Origin of the sequence: Rhodocista pekingensis (assembly GCF_042665545.1) — a bacterium.
Classification (GTDB): Bacteria; Pseudomonadota; Alphaproteobacteria; order Azospirillales; family Azospirillaceae; genus Rhodocista; species Rhodocista pekingensis.
Window position 1 is genome coordinate 141,309 of the sequence record NZ_JBHTCM010000015.1, and the last position, 18,406, is coordinate 159,714.

At 70.2% G+C, this 18,406-nt stretch carries 15 protein-coding genes; 6 read left to right on the forward strand and 9 right to left on the reverse strand.

The features are described 5' to 3' along the window. Positions 1-7: 7 nt before the first annotated feature. Positions 8-1,936: a 1-deoxy-D-xylulose-5-phosphate synthase gene (gene dxs / locus ACFQPS_RS14680; RefSeq protein WP_377359970.1), complete on the forward strand. Its 1,929-nt coding sequence runs from the start codon at positions 8-10 to the stop codon at positions 1,934-1,936. Between the two features lie 92 nt (positions 1,937-2,028). Here the strand turns inward: dxs and ACFQPS_RS14685 are convergent, their stop codons facing one another. From ACFQPS_RS14685 to ACFQPS_RS14695, 3 genes are read right to left on the reverse strand one after another with little or no spacing between them, the layout of a single operon-like run. Further along, a complete protein-coding gene (locus ACFQPS_RS14685; RefSeq protein WP_377359971.1) occupies positions 2,029-2,418 on the reverse strand; it encodes a HEPN domain-containing protein in 390 nt (129 codons plus the stop codon). Continuing rightward, positions 2,415-2,744 (reverse strand): nucleotidyltransferase domain-containing protein, encoded by a 330-nt coding sequence (locus ACFQPS_RS14690; RefSeq protein WP_377359972.1) that lies wholly within the window; start codon positions 2,742-2,744, stop codon positions 2,415-2,417. The genes ACFQPS_RS14685 and ACFQPS_RS14690 overlap by 4 nt, the downstream gene beginning before the upstream one ends. Before the next feature lie 55 nt (positions 2,745-2,799). After that, on the reverse strand, positions 2,800-2,955 hold the full coding sequence (locus ACFQPS_RS14695; RefSeq protein WP_377359973.1) for an entericidin A/B family lipoprotein: 156 nt from the start codon (positions 2,953-2,955) through the stop codon (positions 2,800-2,802). 55 nt (positions 2,956-3,010) lie between these two features. Here ACFQPS_RS14695 and ACFQPS_RS14700 point away from each other — a divergent pair, with 55 nt between their 5' ends. Next, positions 3,011-3,760, forward strand: a complete 750-nt coding sequence (locus ACFQPS_RS14700) for a TlyA family RNA methyltransferase (protein WP_377359974.1) — start codon at positions 3,011-3,013, stop codon at positions 3,758-3,760. 65 nt (positions 3,761-3,825) lie between these two features. Here the strand turns inward: ACFQPS_RS14700 and sppA are convergent, their stop codons facing one another. After that, on the reverse strand, positions 3,826-5,613 hold the full coding sequence (gene sppA, locus ACFQPS_RS14705; RefSeq protein ID WP_377359975.1) for a signal peptide peptidase SppA: 1,788 nt from the start codon (positions 5,611-5,613) through the stop codon (positions 3,826-3,828). 263 nt (positions 5,614-5,876) lie between these two features. Between sppA and pabB the strand changes: the two genes are divergently transcribed. Then, positions 5,877-7,325: an aminodeoxychorismate synthase component I gene (gene pabB, locus ACFQPS_RS14710; RefSeq protein ID WP_377359976.1), complete on the forward strand. Its 1,449-nt coding sequence runs from the start codon at positions 5,877-5,879 to the stop codon at positions 7,323-7,325. Further along, positions 7,322-8,125, forward strand: a complete 804-nt coding sequence (locus tag ACFQPS_RS14715; RefSeq protein WP_377359977.1) for an aminotransferase class IV — start codon at positions 7,322-7,324, stop codon at positions 8,123-8,125. Before pabB ends, ACFQPS_RS14715 begins: the two co-directional genes overlap by 4 nt. Here ACFQPS_RS14715 and ACFQPS_RS14720 read toward each other — a convergent pair. The 5 genes from ACFQPS_RS14720 to fabI form a co-directional block, all read right to left on the reverse strand. Further along, positions 8,100-8,294 carry a YbdD/YjiX family protein gene (locus ACFQPS_RS14720; protein WP_377359978.1) on the reverse strand — a complete coding sequence of 65 codons (195 nt, stop codon included), beginning with the start codon at positions 8,292-8,294 and terminating at the stop codon, positions 8,100-8,102. The genes ACFQPS_RS14715 and ACFQPS_RS14720 overlap by 26 nt on opposite strands. 4 nt (positions 8,295-8,298) lie before the next feature. Then, positions 8,299-10,365: a carbon starvation CstA family protein gene (locus ACFQPS_RS14725; RefSeq protein WP_377359979.1), complete on the reverse strand. Its 2,067-nt coding sequence runs from the start codon at positions 10,363-10,365 to the stop codon at positions 8,299-8,301. A gap of 114 nt (positions 10,366-10,479) precedes the next feature. Next, a complete protein-coding gene (locus ACFQPS_RS14730; protein WP_377359980.1) occupies positions 10,480-11,127 on the reverse strand; it encodes a 3'-5' exonuclease in 648 nt (215 codons plus the stop codon). 52 nt (positions 11,128-11,179) lie between these two features. Then, on the reverse strand, positions 11,180-12,319 hold the full coding sequence (aroC, locus tag ACFQPS_RS14735; RefSeq protein ID WP_377359981.1) for a chorismate synthase: 1,140 nt from the start codon (positions 12,317-12,319) through the stop codon (positions 11,180-11,182). Between the two features lie 32 nt (positions 12,320-12,351). After that, complete coding sequence (fabI, locus tag ACFQPS_RS14740) at positions 12,352-13,194, reverse strand: enoyl-ACP reductase FabI (protein ID WP_377359982.1); 843 nt, start codon at positions 13,192-13,194, stop codon at positions 12,352-12,354. Positions 13,195-13,358: 164 nt separating this feature from the next. Between fabI and ACFQPS_RS14745 the strand changes: the two genes are divergently transcribed. Then, positions 13,359-14,687: a YihY family inner membrane protein gene (locus ACFQPS_RS14745; RefSeq protein ID WP_377359983.1), complete on the forward strand. Its 1,329-nt coding sequence runs from the start codon at positions 13,359-13,361 to the stop codon at positions 14,685-14,687. 331 nt (positions 14,688-15,018) lie between these two features. Beyond that, complete coding sequence (locus ACFQPS_RS14750) at positions 15,019-17,985, forward strand: TonB-dependent receptor domain-containing protein (RefSeq protein ID WP_377359984.1); 2,967 nt, start codon at positions 15,019-15,021, stop codon at positions 17,983-17,985. Positions 17,986-18,406: the final 421 nt, after the last annotated feature.

Sequence of the window (18,406 nt, forward strand, 5' to 3'; positions counted from 1 at the left end):
GAATGGGATGATGGTGGAGTCGAAGACGCCGTTGCTCGATACGGTCAATACGCCGGAGGATCTGCGCAAGCTCGACCCCTCGCAGTTGCGGCAGCTTGCGGACGAGCTGCGCACGGAGACGATCAACGCCGTCTCCGTGACCGGCGGCCATCTGGGTGCCGGGCTGGGCGTGGTCGAGCTGACCGTCGCCATCCACTATGCCTTCAACACCCCGGCGGACCGGCTGATCTGGGACGTCGGTCACCAGTGCTACCCGCACAAGATCCTGACCGGGCGGCGCGACCGCATCCGCACCCTGCGTATGGGCGGCGGCCTGTCGGGCTTCACCAAGCGGGCGGAGAGCGAGTACGACCCGTTCGGCGCCGGGCACAGCTCGACCAGCATCTCCGCTGCCCTGGGCATGGCGGTGGGGCGCGACCAGCTCGGCCACAAGAACCACGTCATCTGCGTCATCGGTGACGGCTCCATCAGCGCCGGCATGGCCTACGAGGCCATGAACAACGCGGGCGCGATGAACAGCCGCCTGATCGTCATCCTGAACGACAACGACATGTCCATCGCCCCGCCCGTGGGCGCGATGAGCGGCTACCTGTCGCGGCTGATCTCGTCGCGCCAGTACCGCGGTCTGCGCGAGCTGGGCAAGCAGGTGGCCGAGCGGCTGCCGCGGCCCTTGCAGGAGGCCGCCCGCCGGGCCGAGGAGTACGCCCGCGGCTTCGTCACCGGCGGCACGCTGTTCGAGGAGATGGGCTTCTACTATGTCGGGCCCATCGACGGTCACAACCTGGACCACCTGCTGCCGGTCCTGGAGAACATCCGCGACGACCAGGGCACCGGCCCCGTCCTGATCCATGCCGTGACCCAGAAGGGCCGCGGCTACGGCCCGGCCGAGCGGTCCGCCGACAAGCTGCACGCCGTCAGCAAGTTCGACGTCATCACCGGCGCCCAGGCGAAGGCGAAGGCGAACGCGCCGAGCTACACCCGGGTCTTCGCCGACAGCCTGATCCAGGAGGCCGAGGCCGACAGCCGCGTCGTCGCCATCACGGCGGCCATGCCGTCGGGCACCGGCCTGGACCTGTTCGAGAAGCGCTTCCCCGACCGCACCTACGATGTCGGCATCGCCGAGCAGCACGCGGTCACCTTCGCCGCCGGCCTCGCGTCGGAGGGGCTGAAGCCGTTCTGCGCCATCTATTCGACCTTCCTGCAACGCGCCTACGACCAGGTGGTCCACGACGTCTGCATCCAGAACCTGCCGGTGCGCTTCGCCATCGACCGCGCCGGTCTGGTCGGGTCGGATGGCTGCACCCATGCCGGCGCCTTCGACGTGGCCTATCTCGGCTGCGTGCCGAACATCGTCATCATGGCGGCGGCGGACGAGGCCGAGCTGAAGCACATGGTCGCCACCGCGGCGGCCTACGACCACGGCCCCATCGCCGTGCGCTATCCGCGCGGGGAGGGCGTCGGCCTGGAGATGCCGGAGCGCGGCCAGGTGCTGGAGATCGGCAAGGGTCGCATCGTGAAGGAGGGCACGAAGGTCGCCATCCTGTCGCTCGGCACCCGCTTGCAGGAGGCGCTGCTGGCGGCGGAGGATCTGAACGCCCGCGGCCTCTCCACCACCGTGGCGGACGCCCGCTTCGCCAAGCCGATCGACGAGGCGCTGATCCGCCGGCTGGCGCAGGAGCACGAGGTGCTGATCACCATCGAGGAGGGCTCGATCGGCGGGTTCGGCAGCTACGTGCTGCACTTCCTGGCGCAGGCCGGCCTCCTCGACCAGGGCCTGAAGGTGCGGCCGATGGTGCTGCCCGACATCTTCCAGGACCAGGACGCGCCGGCCAAGCAGTACGACGAGGCCGGGCTGAACGCCCGCCACATCGTGGAGACGGCGCTGAAGGCGCTGGGCACGGGTCTGGCGGCGGAGGCCCCGGCGGCGCGGGCCTGACCGGGTTCCGGCGTCAACGGATACGCTTCATCGGATGCGCAAAGGCCGCGCCGGCCCCCTCCGGCGCGGCCTTTGTCGTGCCGGGAGACCGGTCAGCGGCCGTCCGCCGCCAGCAGAGCCCGGATTTCGGCCAGGAAAAGCGTCGCATCCTCGACATAGCTCCGCGTCTCCTGCTCCGAAGGATCGCGTCCGGAATAGTCAGTCTCCATCCGGGCGGCGAAGGCGGCGCTGTAGCGTTCCATGGCGTCGAGCGACAGACGGCCGGTCAGCACCAGCCGCTGGCCCAGCAGGGTCCGCACCCCGGCATGCGTCCGTGGAAACAGGTCCAGAGCGGCCAGCGCCGCGGACGCCGCATAGAACATGGCGCAGTAGGCCCGGTTCAGTGCGGTCCCGGCGAAACCGCCGGCGAGGGTGTAACGGGCCGCCGCCAGGGTCTGCTCCGCCCGTGCCAGCAGGAGCTGGACGGACGGCCCGGTCGTCACAGCCGCATCCCGTCGCGCAGGACGTTCCGGTAGAAGGGATGGTGCTGATCAATCTCATCCACCGTCCGCAGCACGGGCGAGATGATGACCCTGTCCCGCAGTTCGATCGGCACCGCCAGCCGGGCGAGTTGGCGCTGTTCCGCCGCCCGGTCGAACGCCCCCCGCAGCACCACCAGCACGTCGATGTCGCTGTCCGGGCGGGCGTCGCCGCGGGCCTGGCTGCCGTAGAGGATGACGCGGTCCAGCCGGTCGCCGTACAGCTCCACGAGCCCGGCCTTCAGTTCGTCCAGGATGGGGCGGATGCGCGCGTCCATGGGGCGCAGCATAGCACCGCTGCCCCGGCGCGGGGAGACGCGGGTTTGACCGGGTCCCGGCGGCCGGCTACTTCTTCCCCTTCTGCCCGGCGCCCTCGATGGCCTGTCCGGCCTTCTGGATATCCTTGCCGATGCCCTCGACGGTGTTGCAGGCGGCAAGGGCGAGGATGGCCGCGGCCAGCGTGAGGGCGGCGGCGATGCGGGGGCGTGGCGTGCGCTGCATGGCTGTCCCGGCGGATGGAAACCCGAACGGCCCCCTTACCACGAACGTGCGAACCATGTCCAAAGTGCCGAAGACACGGGTGGACCAGGCCCTGGTGGACCGCGGCCTCGCGGAAAGCCGCAGCAAGGCCCAGGCGCTGGTCCTGGCCGGTCTCGTCTTCACCGGCACGCGGCGGATCGACAAGGCCGGCGACACGCTGGCGGCGGACCAGCCGCTGACGGTGAAGGGACAGGAGCATCCCTGGGTCAGCCGCGGCGGGCTGAAGCTGGTGAAGGGGCTGGACACCTTCGGGATCGACCCGACGGGTCTGGTCTGCCTGGATGTCGGCGCCTCCACCGGCGGCTTCACGGACGTGCTGCTCTCCCGCGGGGCGGCGCGCGTCTACGCCGTGGATGTCGGCCACGGCCAGCTTGCCTGGAAGCTGCGCGAGGACCCGCGCGTTGTCGTGCTGGAAAAGACCAACGCCCGTCACCTGTCGGCGGAGCAGGTGCCCGAGCCGGTGGATCTGGTGGTCTGCGATGCCAGCTTCATCGGGCTGGAGACGGTGCTGCCGGCACCGCTGGCGCTGGCCCGGCCGGGGGCGGGGCTGGTCGCGCTGATCAAGCCGCAGTTCGAGGTCGGCAAGGGCCGTGTCGGCAAGGGCGGCGTGGTGCGCGAGCCGGAGCTGCACCAGGAGGTCTGCGAGCGCATCGGCGGCTGGCTGGCCGGGCTGCCGGGCTGGCGTGTGCTGGGGATCGCGGAGAGCCCGATCCAGGGACCGGAGGGCAACCGCGAGTTCCTGATCGGCGGCCGCCGGGACGGATAGGGCAGGGGCGCAGAGGCGCCACCGCCCCGCCGGGACGGGTCCCGGCGGGGCGGTCAGCCGTGACCTCAGTGGCCGGCGATGCCGACCGGTGGCATCAGCACGGTCTGTTCCTCCGTCCGGGTGGCCCGCAGCAGCGGCTCCACCTGGGTCAGCAGCGGCCGGTACTCGGCCAGCGCGTCGGCCAGCACCCACTGGCCGAGCTGCACCCGGGCCCCGCCGTCGAACAGGCTCATGATCAGCTCGAACTGCGACTTCGGCTTCGGGAAGAGGGCGACCCGGACCGGCGCGTCGGCGCTCAGCCCCATGACCTCCCGCGTCTGGGCGAGCGCCGTGGCGTAGCCACCCAGCGCATCGACCAGCCCGATCTCCTTGGCCTGCCGGCCGGTCCAGACACGGCCCTTGGCCACCTCCTGCACCTTCTCCAGCGGCAGGTTGCGGCCGGCCGAGACGCCGGCGGTGAACTGGACGTAGATGTCGTCCAGCAGGGCGGCGCGGCGGTCCAGCTCGGCCGGGGTGTAGGGCTGCTGCGTCGTCCACATGGTGGCGTTCTTGCCGCGGGAGGTCATCCCGTAGCTGACCCCCAGCATGTCCGTCAGCCCGCTGGTGACCATCTTGCCGCCCAGCACGCCGATGGAGCCGGTGAAGGTGCCCGGCTGGGCCACGATGCGGTCGGCGTCCATCGACACCCAGTAGCCGCCCGAGGCCGCGAGATCGCCCATGGAGACGATCACCGGCTTGCCCTGCTCGCGCGCCCGCTTCACCGCCCGGCGCACGACCTCCGACCCGACGGCGGAGCCGCCGGGGCTGTTCACGCGGAACAGGATGGCCTTGACGCTGCTGTCGGCGGCGGCGGCGTTGATCGCCTTGGCGACATCCGTGGCGCCGAAGCCTTCGCTGCCCGTCACCGGGTTGCTGTCGCTCTCGCCGCGGGTAATGCCGCCCTCGCCCACGACCAGGGCGACGACCGGGGCCTGCGCGTCGGTCTCCTCCGCGGCGTCGCGGTAGTCGGTCAGCGCCACTGTCTTCGCCGTGCCCTTGTCGGAGCGGGTGCGCTCCTTGGCCGCGTCCACCAGCTCGTCATAGTAGCCGAGCCGGTCCACCAGCTTCAGTTCCAGCGCCTCCTTGTCCAGCAGGGGGGCGCGGTCCACGGCGGCGTTCACGGCGTCGATGGGCAGCTTGCGGTCGGCCGCGATGCCGGCGACCATCTGTTCGTAGAGATCGCCGATCAGCGACTCCGTCATTTCCTTGTTGGCCGGGGTCGGCTCCCGCTCCATGAACTGCTCGGCCGCGGTCTTGTATTCGTAGCGCTTGTCGATCTGCGGCTCGATCTTCAGCTTCTCCAGCGTGCCGCGCAGCAGCGGCCGCTCCGAGAGGACGCCGGTGATGCCCAGGGTGCCGACCGGTTGCAGCCAGATCTCGTCGAACGCGGTGGCGAGATAGTAGGACTGCATCCCGGGGGAGAATTCGCCGAACGTCTCGGCATGGACCAGGGCGAACTTGCCAGCGGCGCGGAAGCGCTCGACGGCGTCGCGCAGCTCCTGAAGGGTGGCGACGCCGCCCTCGGCCGTACCGGCATGGGCGATCAGCCCCTTCACCCGCGGGTCGCGGGCGGCGCGGTCCAGGGTGGCGACCACGTCGTGCAGGGTGGCCTTCTGGTCCGAGGACAGGGCGGCGAAGGGGTTGCCCGGCGCCTGTTCCGACAGGGGCTTCTCCAGATCCAGTTCCAGCACGACGCTGTCGGGCAGGGTCGGACGGCCCGGCGACAGCATCATGCCGATGGCGACCGCGCCGCCGACCAGCAGGACGGCAAGCAGGCCGATCACGGCGAATATCCTGACGATGACCTTCATCATGGCGGGTAATGTCGTATCCGGTTGGAAAGGGCGGGCGGGGCCGGACCTGGACTGGTTCCTCTTCCGGCGGGGACATCCCACCACAAAGGCGCGGACCACGCCAGCCCCGTTCGGTTACGCGCCGGTTGCCGAACGGTTTCGCTCGTCGCGCAGTTGGCGTGTCCCCAGGCATGCAGGCGGGCGTCCCGGCGGCGCTTGGCGGCCCGGGGCCACGCGGCTAAGGTCGCCGCCATGACCGCAGCCCCCGTGATCCTGGAGTCCCCGTGATCCTGGACCTGCCGCCGTTCGATCCGGCGGACGCCTTCACCGCCCTGGCCGGGCGGCCCCGCGCCCTGCTGCTGGACGGGGCCGCGTCACCCGACCGCGGCCGTTTCTCCTATATCGTGGCCGATCCGGTGGCGTGGCTGGAGGCGGGGCCGGCCGGCGTGACGCTGGACGGCGTGGCCCCGGACGCCTGTGGGGCCGATCCCTTCGCCTTGCTGGAGGCGCTGCTGGCCCGTGGCCGGCGGCCGGCGGTGCCGGGACTGCCGCCCTTCCAGGGCGGGGCCGTCGGCATCCTGGGCTACGAAGCGGGCGGACGGCTGGAACGGCTGCCGCCGCCGCAGGCCGCGGGGCTGCCGTTCCCCGACATGGCGGTGGGGCTCTACGACACGGCGGCGGCCTTCGACCATGCGGCAGGGCGGGCCTGGGTGATCGGCCCCGACCGTGTCCGGGCGCAGGCACTGGCGGACGACCTCCGGCGGGGCGCCGCCCTGGCGGCGGAAGCGGCGGCGGACGAGGCCGGGGGCGGGGAGGGGGAGAGCCTGCTGGCCCCGCCCGGCTGGCAGGCGGAGCAGACGCCCGAGCGGTTCCGCGCCGCCATCGCCCGCATCCTGGACTACATCCGCGCCGGTGACGTCTATCAGGTCAATTACACCCAGCGCTTCCTCGGCCGGCTGGCGCCGGGGGCGACGCCCTGGCGGGCTTACCGCGCCCTGCGCCGGCGCACCGCCGCACCGTTCAGCGCCTGTCTCGACCTCGGCGGCGGCCGGGTGGTGGCCTCGGGCTCGCCCGAGCGGTTCCTCTCGCTCACGGCGGACGGCCGCATCGAGACGCGGCCGATCAAGGGGACCCGCCCGCGCGGGGCCACGCCGGAGGCCGACGCAGCCCTTGCCGCCGACCTGCTGGCCAGCGGCAAGGACCGGGCGGAGAACCTGATGATCGTGGACCTGCTGCGCAACGACCTGTCGCGGGTGGCGGCGGTGGGCAGCGTCCGCGTGCCCGCCCTCATGGCGCTGGAGAGCTACCGCACGGTCCACCATCTGGTCTCGGTGGTGGAGGCGCGGCTGCGCCCCGGCCTGGGGCCGGTGGACCTGCTGCGCGCCGCCTTTCCCGGCGGCTCCATCACCGGGGCGCCCAAGATCCGGGCCATGCAGATCATCCGCGAGCTGGAACCCGCCCGCCGCGGCCCCTACTGCGGCTCGGTCGTCTGGATCGGCTGGGACGGGGCGATGGACAGCTCCATCGTCATCCGCACCCTCTGCGCCGCCGGTGACCGGGTGCAGGTCCAGGCCGGCGGCGGCATCGTCGCCGACAGCGACCCGGAGGCGGAATACCAGGAGAGCCTGACCAAGGCCCGCGCCGTCCTGCTCGCCCTCGACCCCACCATGCCCTGGCCCCCCGCGCCCTGGCCCCCCGCCGCGGCCGCCGGCGGGCAGGAGGCGGCGGAATGACCCCCATCCTCTGGCTTGACGGGTGCCTGCGGCCGGCGGGGGAGGCGCGGGTCGATCCGGGGGACCGGGGCCTGTTGCTGGGCGACGGGCTGTTCGAGACGATCTGCGTCCGCGGCGGCCGGGCGCTCCGGCTAGAGGCACACTTTGCCCGGCTGCGGGCGGGTGCGGACATCCTCGGCCTGCCGGTGCCGGCCGGCGACGACGCCCTGGCCGATGCGCTGGAGCAGGTGGTGCGGGCCAACGGGCTGGCGGACGCGGCGGTGCGGCTGACGCTGACGGCCGGGCCGGGACCGCGCGGGCTGCCGCGGCCGGTGCCGCCGCGGCCGACGCTGCTGCTGACGGCGGGTCCGCTGCCGCCACCCCCGCCGCCCGCGCGGCTGCTGGTGGCGCGCACCACCCGGCGCAACGAGCACTCCCCGCTCAGCCGGGTGAAGAGCCTGAACTACCTGGATTCCATCCTGGCAAGGCGGGAGGCGGCGGCGGCCGGGGCGGACGACGCCGTGCTGCTGAACACCGCCGGACGGGTGGCGGAGGCCAGTGCCGCGAACCTGTTCCTGCGGCTGGACTGCGGCTGGGTCACCCCGCCGGTGAGCGAGGGGGCGCTGCCCGGCACCATGCGCGCCGTGCTGGCGGAGGCCTGGGACGCGGCGGAGCGGCCGGTGACCGTGGCCGACCTGCACCGCGCCGATGCCATCGTCCTGACCACGGCGCTGGGCGTGCGCGAGGTGGCGGGGCTGTTGTCGGACACCGCCCTTCCGCCCGGCGCCCCGCCGCTCAGCAGCAGCGGCTCACCCCGCTGAACCGCCGGTCCAGCTCCGAGAGGTAGAAGGCCTCCCGGTCCAGCGGCGGTTCCTCGGGGTGGGTGGCGGCGTGCCGCTCCAGGTAGCGGTCATAGGCATCGTCGCCGGAGATCTCCCGCAATGCCTGCCATGCCGTGCGCAGGAAGGAGGCCGGCCCCGCCATCGCCATGGGGTCAGTCCCCCGCCGCCGGAACGGCGCCCATCGGCACCCGCGGCGTCTCCGTCAGCGGCGGCACAGACCGGCCGGCGATGTGCCGGCGGGAGATGCGGACGGCCTCCACGATGGTGACCCAGAGCACGATGACGAAGAAGACCGTCAGCGCCGCGTCCAGCCGCTGGTTGAAGATCAGCTTCGGTGCGGCGGCGAGCTGCGCCGCCGGCAGGGTGCCGGCCGCCAGCTTCGCCGCCAGCGCGTCCGCCCCGGCCAGGAAGCCGACGCGCGGGTCGGCGGAGAACAGCTTCTCCCAGGCCGCGACGGTCGTCGTCACCGCCAGGAAGGCGGCCGGTGCCGCCGTGACCCAGACGTAGCGGAGCTTGCCCGACTTCACCAGGATGGTGGAGGCCACGGCCAGCGCGATGGCCGCCAGCATCTGGTTGGAGATGCCGAACAGCGGCCAGAGGATGTTGATGCCGCCCAGCGGGTCGATGACGCCGATATAGAGGAAATAGCCCCACATGGCGACGAACACGGCCGAGCAGAGGACCGTGGACGGGTAGGAGGCGGTGTCGCCCAGCGGCCGCCAGATGTTGCCCAGCATGTCCTGGAGCATGAAGCGGCCGACGCGGGTGCCGGCGTCCACCGCCGTCAGGATGAACAGCGCCTCGAACATGATGGCGAAGTGGTACCAGACGGCCAGCAGGCCCTGGCCGAAGGCGCCGGCGAAGATCGTCGCCATGCCCACCGCCAGCGACGGTGCGCCGCCGGTGCGGTGGAACAGCGTGCTCTCGCCCATGGCGGCGGCCAGCTCGTGCATCCGTTCCGGCGTCACCGGGAAGCCCCAGCCGGTGATGGTGGCCGTGGCCTGTTCCGCCGTGGCGCCGACGACGCCGGCGGCGCTGTTGATGGCGAAGTAGACTCCCGGCTCCAGCACGCAGGCGGCGACCAGGGCCATGATACCGACGAAGCTCTCCATCGCCATGCTGCCGTAGCCGACCAGCCGCAGGTCGGCCTCGTTGGCGATCATCTTCGGCGTCGTGCCGGAGGAGATCAGGGCATGGAAGCCGGAGACGGCACCGCAGGCGATGGTGATGAAGAGGAAGGGATAGATGCTGCCCGCCACGACCGGGCCGGTGCCGTCCACGAAGCGGGTCAGGGCCGGCATGTGCATGTCCGGCCGCAGGATGACGACGGCGAAGGCCAGCAGCAGGATGGCGCCGATCTTGATGAAGGTGCTGATGTAGTCGCGCGGCGCCAGCAGCAGCCAGACCGGCAGGATGGCGGCCACCAGACCGTAGCCGATCACCATCAGCGCCAGTTCCGGCCCGTCGAAGTCGAACAGCGGCCCCAGCACCGGATGCTGCGCCACCCAGCCGCCGCCGACCGTGGCCGCCAGCAGCAGGAAGAGGCCGATCAGCGATCCTTCCAGCACCCGGCCGGGGCGGATGGTGCGCATGTAGATGCCGACCAGGATGGCGATGGGGATGGTCATCGCCACCGTGAAGGTGCCCCAGGGGCTGTGCTTCATGGCGTTGACGACGACGAGCCCCAGAACGGCGACGATCAGCACCATGATCAGCAGCGTGCCGATCAGGGCGGCGGTGCCGGCAATCGGCCCCATCTCGTCGCGCGCCATCTGGCCCAGGGTGCGGCCGTTGCGCCGGGTCGAACACCACAGGATGATCATGTCCTGCACGCAGCCGCCCAGCACGGCGCCGGCCAGCAGCCACAGCGTTCCCGGCAGGTAGCCGAACTGCGCCGCCAGCGTCGGGCCGACCAGCGGACCCGCGCCGGCGATGGCGGCGAAATGGTGGCCGAAGGTGATCCAGCGGTGGGTCGGAACATAGTCCCGCCCGTCGTTCAGCAGATGCGCCGGGGTGGCGCGGCCGGGGTCGGCCGACATCACGCGGGCGGCGATCCAGCCCGCATAGAGACGGTAGGCGACGGCGTAGACACCCGCCGCCGCGGCAATGAACCAGAAGGCGTTGATCGTCTCCCCCCGGTTCAGGGCGATGACGCCCAGACAGACGGCGCCCAGCACGCCGATGATGACCCAGACCAGATTGCGCATCACCGCAGACATGATCGTTCCGTTCCTCTCCCTACGGCCTGCCCGACGTCGCGGGTCATCCAGGGTAGAACAGGCTACAGGGATGGAAGGTGCGACGCCATGGCATGGCTGACCACCCGCGGCGGCTCAGTGCGTCACCGCTGTGCGGACAGGCCTCGCGGCAGGCTGGGCCCGGCGGGGCAGGGCGCGGCAGGGCTGGTGCGCGTCCGGCCCCAGGGCGCCGAGCCCGATCCCCAGCACCGCCGCCAGTTCCGCCGGGTCGGCGGCGCCGCAGTCGGCCATGGCCCGCAGCGCGATTCCGGCGCAGGCGCGGGCGTCGCTGCCGGCGCGGTGATGCTCCAGCTCGATGCCGAACTGCCGGGCCAGATGGTTCAGCCTGTGCTTCTCAAGATCCGGCCAGGCCCGCCGTGCCGCCACCAGGGTGCAGAGATAGCCGTGGACCGGCACTGCCAGCCCGTAGGTCCCCAGCATGGCGCACAGCACGCCCATGTCGAAGCTGGCATTGTGGGCCAGCAGGACCGCCCCTTCCAGGTCCGGGCGCAGGGCGTCCCAGACATCCGGGAACTCCGGCGCGTCGGCCACGTCCTCCGGCCGGATGCCGTGGATGGCGATGGTGAAGGGGGTGAAGCGCAGCTCCGGCGGCCGGATCAGATACTCGGCCGTCCGCACCACCTGCCCGTTCTCCACCCGGCACAGCCCGATGGAACAGGCGCTGGCGCGCTGTTCGTTGGCGGTCTCGAAATCGATGGCGACGAGGGGAGGCGGGGCAGGCATGACCGGTCCAGCATACACCCGACCGGGCCGCGGAAGGGAAGCGCCGTCCGCGTCAGCCGCCGACCGGATCGCCGTCGCCGAGCGGGCTGCCGTCGCCGACCGGGCCAGGGGCGCCGACCAGGGCGCGGTGGCGCAGGAAATGGTCGGCCAGCACGCAGGCCATCATGGCCTCACCCACCGGTACGGCCCGGATGCCGACGCAGGGGTCGTGCCGGCCCTTGGTGACGATCTCCGTCTCGTGGCCGGCGGTGTCGATGGTCCGGCGCGGTGTCAGGATGGAACTGGTGGGCTTCACCGCGAAGCGCACGACGATGTCCTGGCCGGTGCTGATGCCGCCCAGGATGCCGCCCGCCCGGTTGGACAGGAACAGCGGCCGCCCGTCGGGGCCGGCCCGCATCTCGTCGGCGTTCTCCTCCCCCGACAGTTCGGCCGCGGCGAAGCCGGCGCCGATCTCCACGCCCTTGACGGCGTTGATCGTCATCATGGCGCGGGCCAGATCGCCGTCCAGCTTGTCGTAGATCGGTTCGCCCCAGCCGGCCGGCACGCCCGAGGCCACCACCTCGACCACCGCGCCGATGGAGGAGCCTGCCTTGCGCACGCCGTCCAGATAGTCGGCCCACAGCGCCGCCGTGTCGGCGTCGGGGCAGAAGAAGGGATTGCGCTCCACCTCGGCCCAGTCCCAGCGGGAGCGGTCCACCTTGTGCGGGCCGATCTGGACCAGGGCGCCGCGGACCGTCAGCGGGGCGGGGGCGGTCTCCAGCACCCGCCGGGCGACGGCACCGGCCGCGACGCGGCTGGCCGTCTCCCGCGCGGAGGAGCGGCCGCCGCCGCGGTGGTCGCGGATGCCGTATTTGGCCTGATAGGTCCAGTCGGCATGGCCGGGCCGGAACCTGTCCTTGATCTCCCCGTAATCGCGGGAGCGCTGGTCCTGGTTCACGATCTCCAGCATCACCGGCGTGCCGGTGGTGAGCCCCTCGAACACGCCCGACAGGATGCGGACCGCGTCCGGCTCCTGCCGCTGGGTGACGAAGCGGGACTGGCCCGGCCTGCGTCGGTCAAGGAAGCCCTGGATGAAGGCTTCGTCCAGCGGCAGGCGCGGCGGCACCCCGTCCACGATGCAGCCGATGGCGGGGCCATGGCTCTCGCCGAAGGTGGTGAAGCGGAACAGGGTGCCGAAGCTGTTGCCGGCCACGGTCGCGGTTTCCTTGTGTCAGGCCGCCGGGATCAGCCGGCGTCGCCGCCCAGGCTCTGGAGCAGCTTCGCCGTCTCCGCCGCGCTGTCCACGGCGGCCATGCCGACCGTGTGGTAGCCGGCATCGACGTGCAGGTTCTCGCCCGTGACCCCGCCGCCCAGGTCGGACAGCAGGAACAGCGCCGCGTTGCCGACATCCTGGATGGTGACATTGCGGCGCAGCGGCGCGTTCAGCTCGTTCCACTTCAGGATGAAGCGGAAGTCGCCGATGCCGCTGGCGGCCAGGGTCTTGATCGGGCCGGCGGAGATCGAGTTGACCCGGATGCCCTTCGGCCCGAGGTCGTTCGCCAGATACATGACGCTGGATTCCAGCGCGGCCTTGGCGACGCCCATCACGTTGTAGTGCGGCATCACCTGCTCGGCGCCGTAGTAGCTGAGCGTCAGCAGGCTGCCGCCCGGCTGCATCAGCGGCACGGCGCGCTGCGCCACGGCGGTGAAGGAGTAGCAGGAGATGTCCAGCGTCCGGGCGAAATTGGCCCGGGTGGTGTTGAGGTAGAGACCGTCCAGCTCGTTCTTGTCGGAGAAGGCGATCGCATGCACCACGAAGTCGAGCCCGCCCCAGCGTTCCTTGACGGCGGCGAAGGCGGCGTCGATGCTGGCCTCGTCGGTCACGTCGCAGGGCAGGATCAGGTCCGATCCGGCCTGTTCGGCCAGCGGCCGGACCCGCTTCAGCAGGGCGTCGCCGACATAGGTGAATCCGAGCTGCGCCCCCTGGGCCCGCACCGCCTGGGCGATACCCCAGGCGATCGAACGGTCGTTGGCAACGCCCATGATCAGGCCGCGCTTGCCGGCCATGAGGCTGGAACTGGTCGTCATAAAATGCGCTCCGCTGGGAGTGGAATCGCCCTGGCGCGGGCCGTTTCGCGGAAACCGGCCCGGAAAAGCGGCGCGCATCCTACACGAACGTCCTTTGGGGTCAAACAGATGCCGCCCGCCCGGCGGTCGCAGGCCGGGGCGGGGGATGCCGCCGGGGGGCGGCGGTGCTGACATCCGGGCGGCTGCGCGGGCTGCTGCGGCGGCTGCCGGGCCGGCTGCCCGACGCCATCGGGGTGGTCCGCCATGCCGTGCCGCGCTTCTGGAACAACAACGGCTTCGCCATCGCCGCCTCGCTGACCTACACGACGCTGCTGGCGCTGGTGCCGCTGCTGACCGTCACCTTCGCCATCTTCTCCGCCTTTCCGGCCTACGGGCGGCTGCGCGACACGGCGCGGGCGCTGATCTTCGACAGTCTGGCCCCGTCCGTCAGCGACGAGGTGCAGGCCTATTTCGACCAGTTCATCAGCAACGCCGCGGCGCTCACCGGGTTCGGGGTGATCGGCCTGTCGATCACCTCCATCCTGCTGTTCTTCTCCGTCGAGGCGGCGCTGAACGTGATCTTCCGCGCGACCGAGCCGCGGCCGCTGGTGATCCGCCTGCTGTCCTTCTGGGCGGTGCTGACGATCATGCCGCTGCTGCTGGGGGCCAGCCTCTCCGTCACCTCGGGCGTCGTCGCCGATCTCCAGGTCACAGGGCGGGACGCGGTCACCGTTCTGCGCTTCATGCTGCCGGGCCTGCTGGAGGCGGCCGCCTTCACGCTGATGTTCCTGATGCTCCCGAATCGGGAGGTGCAGTGGTTCGACGCCCTGGTCGGCGGGGTCGCGGCGGCAGTGCTCATGGAGGTGTCGAAGGTCGGCTTCGCGCTCTACATCGCCGCCTTCCCGACCTATGAGACGATCTACGGCGCGCTGTCGGTCATCCCGATCTTCCTGTTCTGGCTCTACACGGTCTGGACGGTCGTCCTGTTCGGGGCGGAGATCACGGCCACGCTTCCGGAATGGCGGGCCGGCAAGATCACCCAGGTCGGCCCGGAGGGTCTGCTCTCGGCGCAGCGGATCGTCGTCGCGGTGGCGATCCTGCACGAGTTGCAGCGGGCCGCGCGCCTGGGCGTCGGCGTCCGCCGCGGCACGCTGGCCACCCGCGTGCCGGTGGGTGCCAACGTCATCGACGGCATGCTGGAGCAGCTCCAGGCCGCGCACTGGGTGGCGCGGACCCGTGCCGGCGCCTGGGTGGCGACGCGCAACCTTTCCGATGCCACCGTGGACGACCTGCGCCACAGCCTGGGCATGGCGATCCGGGGCAACCTGCGCTCGGTCGGCCATCTCAGCGCCCCCTGGCAGGACCGGCTGGCCGATCTGTTCGACCGGGCCGAGGCGGCCGACCGGGAGGTTCTGGACGTCTGTTTCGCCGACCTTTTCGCCGATCCGCCCGCCGGGCAGTCCGAAGCAGCCGGGCGGCTGCCCCGCCGGGCGGCGCCCCCGGGGCGTGGCTGACCGCCCCGCAATCGTTTCAATCAATCAGAAGTAGCGATCCGGTCCGTTCGGCCCGGCGCATGCCGTCTCTTGCCCGGACGGGTGGGTTGGAGAAACAAACAGCGCCTCCCGGTATGCAAAAATGCAACGCTTTCCCAGGATCTGCTTATGGCTTCTGTCGAAGCGTTGCGCCTACGTGAAGATCGTCTGATATTTCAGGCAGCCAGCTATGCGGAATGTGGGGGGCATGAACCCCTCCGCGCGTATAGCCGCAGCCACAGCTCCCCCGAACGTCGCGCCCAAGCGGCGGATGGAGAGCGACAGTGGACTTCACGGAAAGGGAAAAGAACGGATGAAGATGACTGACACGCAACGCCGGGTGCGGCGCGCGGCCCTTCTGGCCGGCGCGGCCGTCGCGATCGCCATGCCTGCGATGGTCCCGGTCCATGCGGTCGCCCAGGAAGCGGGCGCTCTTGAGGAGATCGTCGTCACGGGGTCGCGCATCCGCGCGCCGAACCTCGTCAGCACCAGCCCCGTTACCGCCGTCACCGGTGAGGACATCAAGGCCCAGGGCGTGACCCGCGTCGAGGACCTGGTGAACTCACTGCCGCAGGCGTTCGCCGCTCAGGGCGGGCAGGTCTCCAACGGCTCCACCGGTACGGCGACCGTCAACCTGCGCGGCCTCGGTTCGTCCCGCACCCTGGTCCTGATCGACGGCCGGCGCCTGATGCCGGGCGACCCCTCGGTCCCGTCGCCCGACCTGAACTTCATTCCGTCCTCGCTGGTCCAGCGCGTTGATGTCAACACCGGCGGCGCTTCGGCGGTGTACGGTTCCGACGCCATCGCCGGCGTCGTGAACTTCATCATGGAGCGCGACTTCGAGGGCGTCCGCGTCGATGTGCAGCATGGCTTCTACATGCATCACAACGAGAGCGACGGCATCCAGTCGATCATCCGGGCGAAGTCCGCTTCCGCCTCGGTCCCGACGGACTTCGCCGTTCCCGATTCCAACGTGACGGACGGTGAGCAGTCCGAGGCGACCCTGGTGATCGGTGCCAACAGCGCCGACGGCAAGGGCAACGTGACGGCCTATGCCGGCTACCGCGAGATCAAGGCGGTTCTCCAGGGCGACCGCGACTTCAGCTCCTGTTCGCTGAATTCCGGCGACGTGTTCACCTGCGGCGGTTCCGGCACGGCCTATCCGGCCCGCTTCGGTAGCTGGGTCGTCGATCCGGCCGGCCCGGGCAACACCTTCCGCCCCCGCAACGCCAGCACCGACGTCTACAACTTCGGCCCGACGAACTACTACCAGCGCCCGGACGAGCGTTACGTGCTGGGCGCCTTCGCCCATTACGAGATCCAGCCGTGGGCGGACGTCTATGCCGATGTCATGTACATGGACGACCGCTCGATCTACCAGATCGCGCCGGGCGGCATCTTCGCCGGCACCTTCTCGGTGAACTGCGACAACCCGTTCATGACCCCGACGCAGCAGCAGCAGCTCTGCGGCGCGAATGCGGGAACCCGGAACAACTTCACCGGCACGATCGCCCGCCGCAACATCGAGGGCGGCGGCCGCCAGGGTGACATGCGTCACTCCGCCTACCGGTTCGTGACGGGTGTCCGCGGCGACATCACCGACGAGTGGAACTACGACGCCTACCTGCAATACGGCGCCACCTCGTTCAACCGGGCACAGACCGGCTTCTTCCAGACCCAGAAGATCCGCAACGCGCTGATCGCGCGGCGCGACGCCAACGGCAACATCGTCTGCCAGGCGGCGATCGACGGTTCCGATACGAGCTGCGTGCCGTACAACATCTTCAAGATCGGTGGCGTGACGCAGGAGGCGCTGGATTATCTGGAGACCCCCAGCTACGCCACCGGCAACACCGAGGAGATGATCATCAGCGGCTCGCTGGCGGGTGATCTGACCAACTACGGCGTCGTGTCCCCCTTCGCGACCAGCGGCGTGGGCGTGGCGTTCGGTATCGAATACCGCAGCGAGTATCTCGACTCCGCCTCCGACTACACGGCGGCCGCCGGCCTGCTGAACGGGTCGGGTGGCGCCAGCCTGCCGGTCGAGGGCGACTTCGACACGAAGGAAATCTACGGCGAAATCCGTATCCCGCTGGTCGAGGACAAGCCCTTCGCCCAGTCGCTGGAGTTGGATGCCGGCTTCCGGTACTCGGAGTATTCCTCGGTCGGTTCGACGGACGCCTACAAGGCGGGCCTGATCTGGTCGCCCGTCTCCGATCTCCGCTTCCGCGGCAGCTTCCAGCGCGCCGTCCGTGCGCCGAACATCCTCGAACTGTACGATCCGCAGGTCGTGCAGCTCGACGGTTCGACCGATCCCTGCGCCGGCCTGTCCGCGGGTGACTCTCTGGTCGCCCGGTGCGCCCAGGCGTTCGGTCTGACGGCGGCCCAGGTGCTGGCCATCGAGGAGAACCCGGCCTCCCAGTACAACGGTAAGAACGGCGGTAACCCGAACCTCGATCCGGAAACCTCCGACACCTACTCGATCGGCGTGGTGCTGACCCCCGAGTTCGCCCCGGGCCTGACCGTGTCGTTCGACTACTTCGACATCAAGGTGGAGGACTACATCAGCGGCATCGGCGCCGACCTGATCATCTCCCGCTGCCTTGAGACCCTGGACCCGTACTTCTGCGGTCTGGTGAACCGCGACGCCAACGGTTCGCTGTGGCTGTCCGACCAGGGTTACATCACCAACACCACGCTCAACACCGGCTCGCTGAAGACCACCGGCATCGACGTCAACATCGACTACTCCCTCGACCTGGAGGATGTCGGTCTGAACAATGCCGGCTCGCTGGCCTTCACCATGGCCGGCACCTGGCTGGACACGCTGAAGACCCAGCCGCTGCCGAACGACAAGGCCTATGACTGCACCGGCTACTACGGCACGGTCTGCGGCACGCCGAATCCGGAGTGGCGCCACAAGGCCCGCCTGACCTGGACCACCCCGATCACCGGCCTGACCCTGTCCACCCAGTGGCGCTACTACTCCAAGGCTGAGCTGGACGCGACCTCCGACCAGCCGGGCCTGAACAACCCGGCCCAGGTCGCCGGCACCGACCTGAAGCTCGGCACGCAGAACTACTTCGACGCCACGATCACCTATCAGTTCCTGGAGTCGTACACGCTGCGTATCGGCGCCAACAACATCTTCGACCGCGACCCGCCGCTGACCGGCAGTGCCAACTGCCCGACCGGCCCCTGCAACGGCAACACCTGGCCGCAGGTCTACCAGGATGCCATGGGCCGCTACGTGTTCGTCGGTCTGACGGCCAAGTACTGATCGGCGCAGCCTTCGCTGATCGACTGGCGGCGGGACTTCGGTCCCGCCGCTTTTTTTATGGCTATTATATACTTCGCAAACCCAGCCCACATGAAGGTGCGGAAAGGGCCGTGCATACATTCGAATTCGCGCGAAGGTACTAACGGGTTAGCGATTCGACTCTTTCGGGTTGCCGCTATAGGCTGTTCTCCCTGATATACGGAGAGCACGACAATGCGCTACCCCGTCTTACATGCAATCGTCAAAGAGAAGGGCGTCACATTCGCGGTTATTTCTGTAAAGGATCACGTCGCGTCAAGTCCCTCATCTGCACAGCAGTTTATTGCTGCCGTTACGCCGTTGTATGGGTGTCCGGTGGTTCTAGAGCGTTTTCCGCTCACTCTGGCTCATAGCCTGCTGCGGTGAAGAAGTTTGCGCATTC

What these genes read in the sequence shown, in the direction of transcription:
- sppA (WP_377359975.1), bottom strand. Translation starts at nt 5,613, where the DNA reads ATGATGAAGGTCATCGTCAGGATATTCGCCGTGATCGGCCTGCTTGCC.
- ACFQPS_RS14715 (WP_377359977.1), top strand. Translation starts at nt 7,322, where the DNA reads ATGACCCCCATCCTCTGGCTTGACGGGTGCCTGCGGCCGGCGGGGGAG.
- ACFQPS_RS14690 (WP_377359972.1), bottom strand. Translation starts at nt 2,744, where the DNA reads ATGCTGCGCCCCATGGACGCGCGCATCCGCCCCATCCTGGACGAACTG.
- ACFQPS_RS14700 (WP_377359974.1), top strand. Translation starts at nt 3,011, where the DNA reads ATGTCCAAAGTGCCGAAGACACGGGTGGACCAGGCCCTGGTGGACCGC.
- ACFQPS_RS14725 (WP_377359979.1), bottom strand. Translation starts at nt 10,365, where the DNA reads ATGTCTGCGGTGATGCGCAATCTGGTCTGGGTCATCATCGGCGTGCTG.
- dxs (WP_377359970.1), top strand. Translation starts at nt 8, where the DNA reads ATGATGGTGGAGTCGAAGACGCCGTTGCTCGATACGGTCAATACGCCG.
- ACFQPS_RS14720 (WP_377359978.1), bottom strand. Translation starts at nt 8,294, where the DNA reads ATGGCGATGGCGGGGCCGGCCTCCTTCCTGCGCACGGCATGGCAGGCA.
- fabI (WP_377359982.1), bottom strand. Translation starts at nt 13,194, where the DNA reads ATGACGACCAGTTCCAGCCTCATGGCCGGCAAGCGCGGCCTGATCATG.
- ACFQPS_RS14695 (WP_377359973.1), bottom strand. Translation starts at nt 2,955, where the DNA reads ATGCAGCGCACGCCACGCCCCCGCATCGCCGCCGCCCTCACGCTGGCC.
- ACFQPS_RS14730 (WP_377359980.1), bottom strand. Translation starts at nt 11,127, where the DNA reads ATGCCTGCCCCGCCTCCCCTCGTCGCCATCGATTTCGAGACCGCCAAC.
- ACFQPS_RS14750 (WP_377359984.1), top strand. Translation starts at nt 15,019, where the DNA reads ATGAAGATGACTGACACGCAACGCCGGGTGCGGCGCGCGGCCCTTCTG.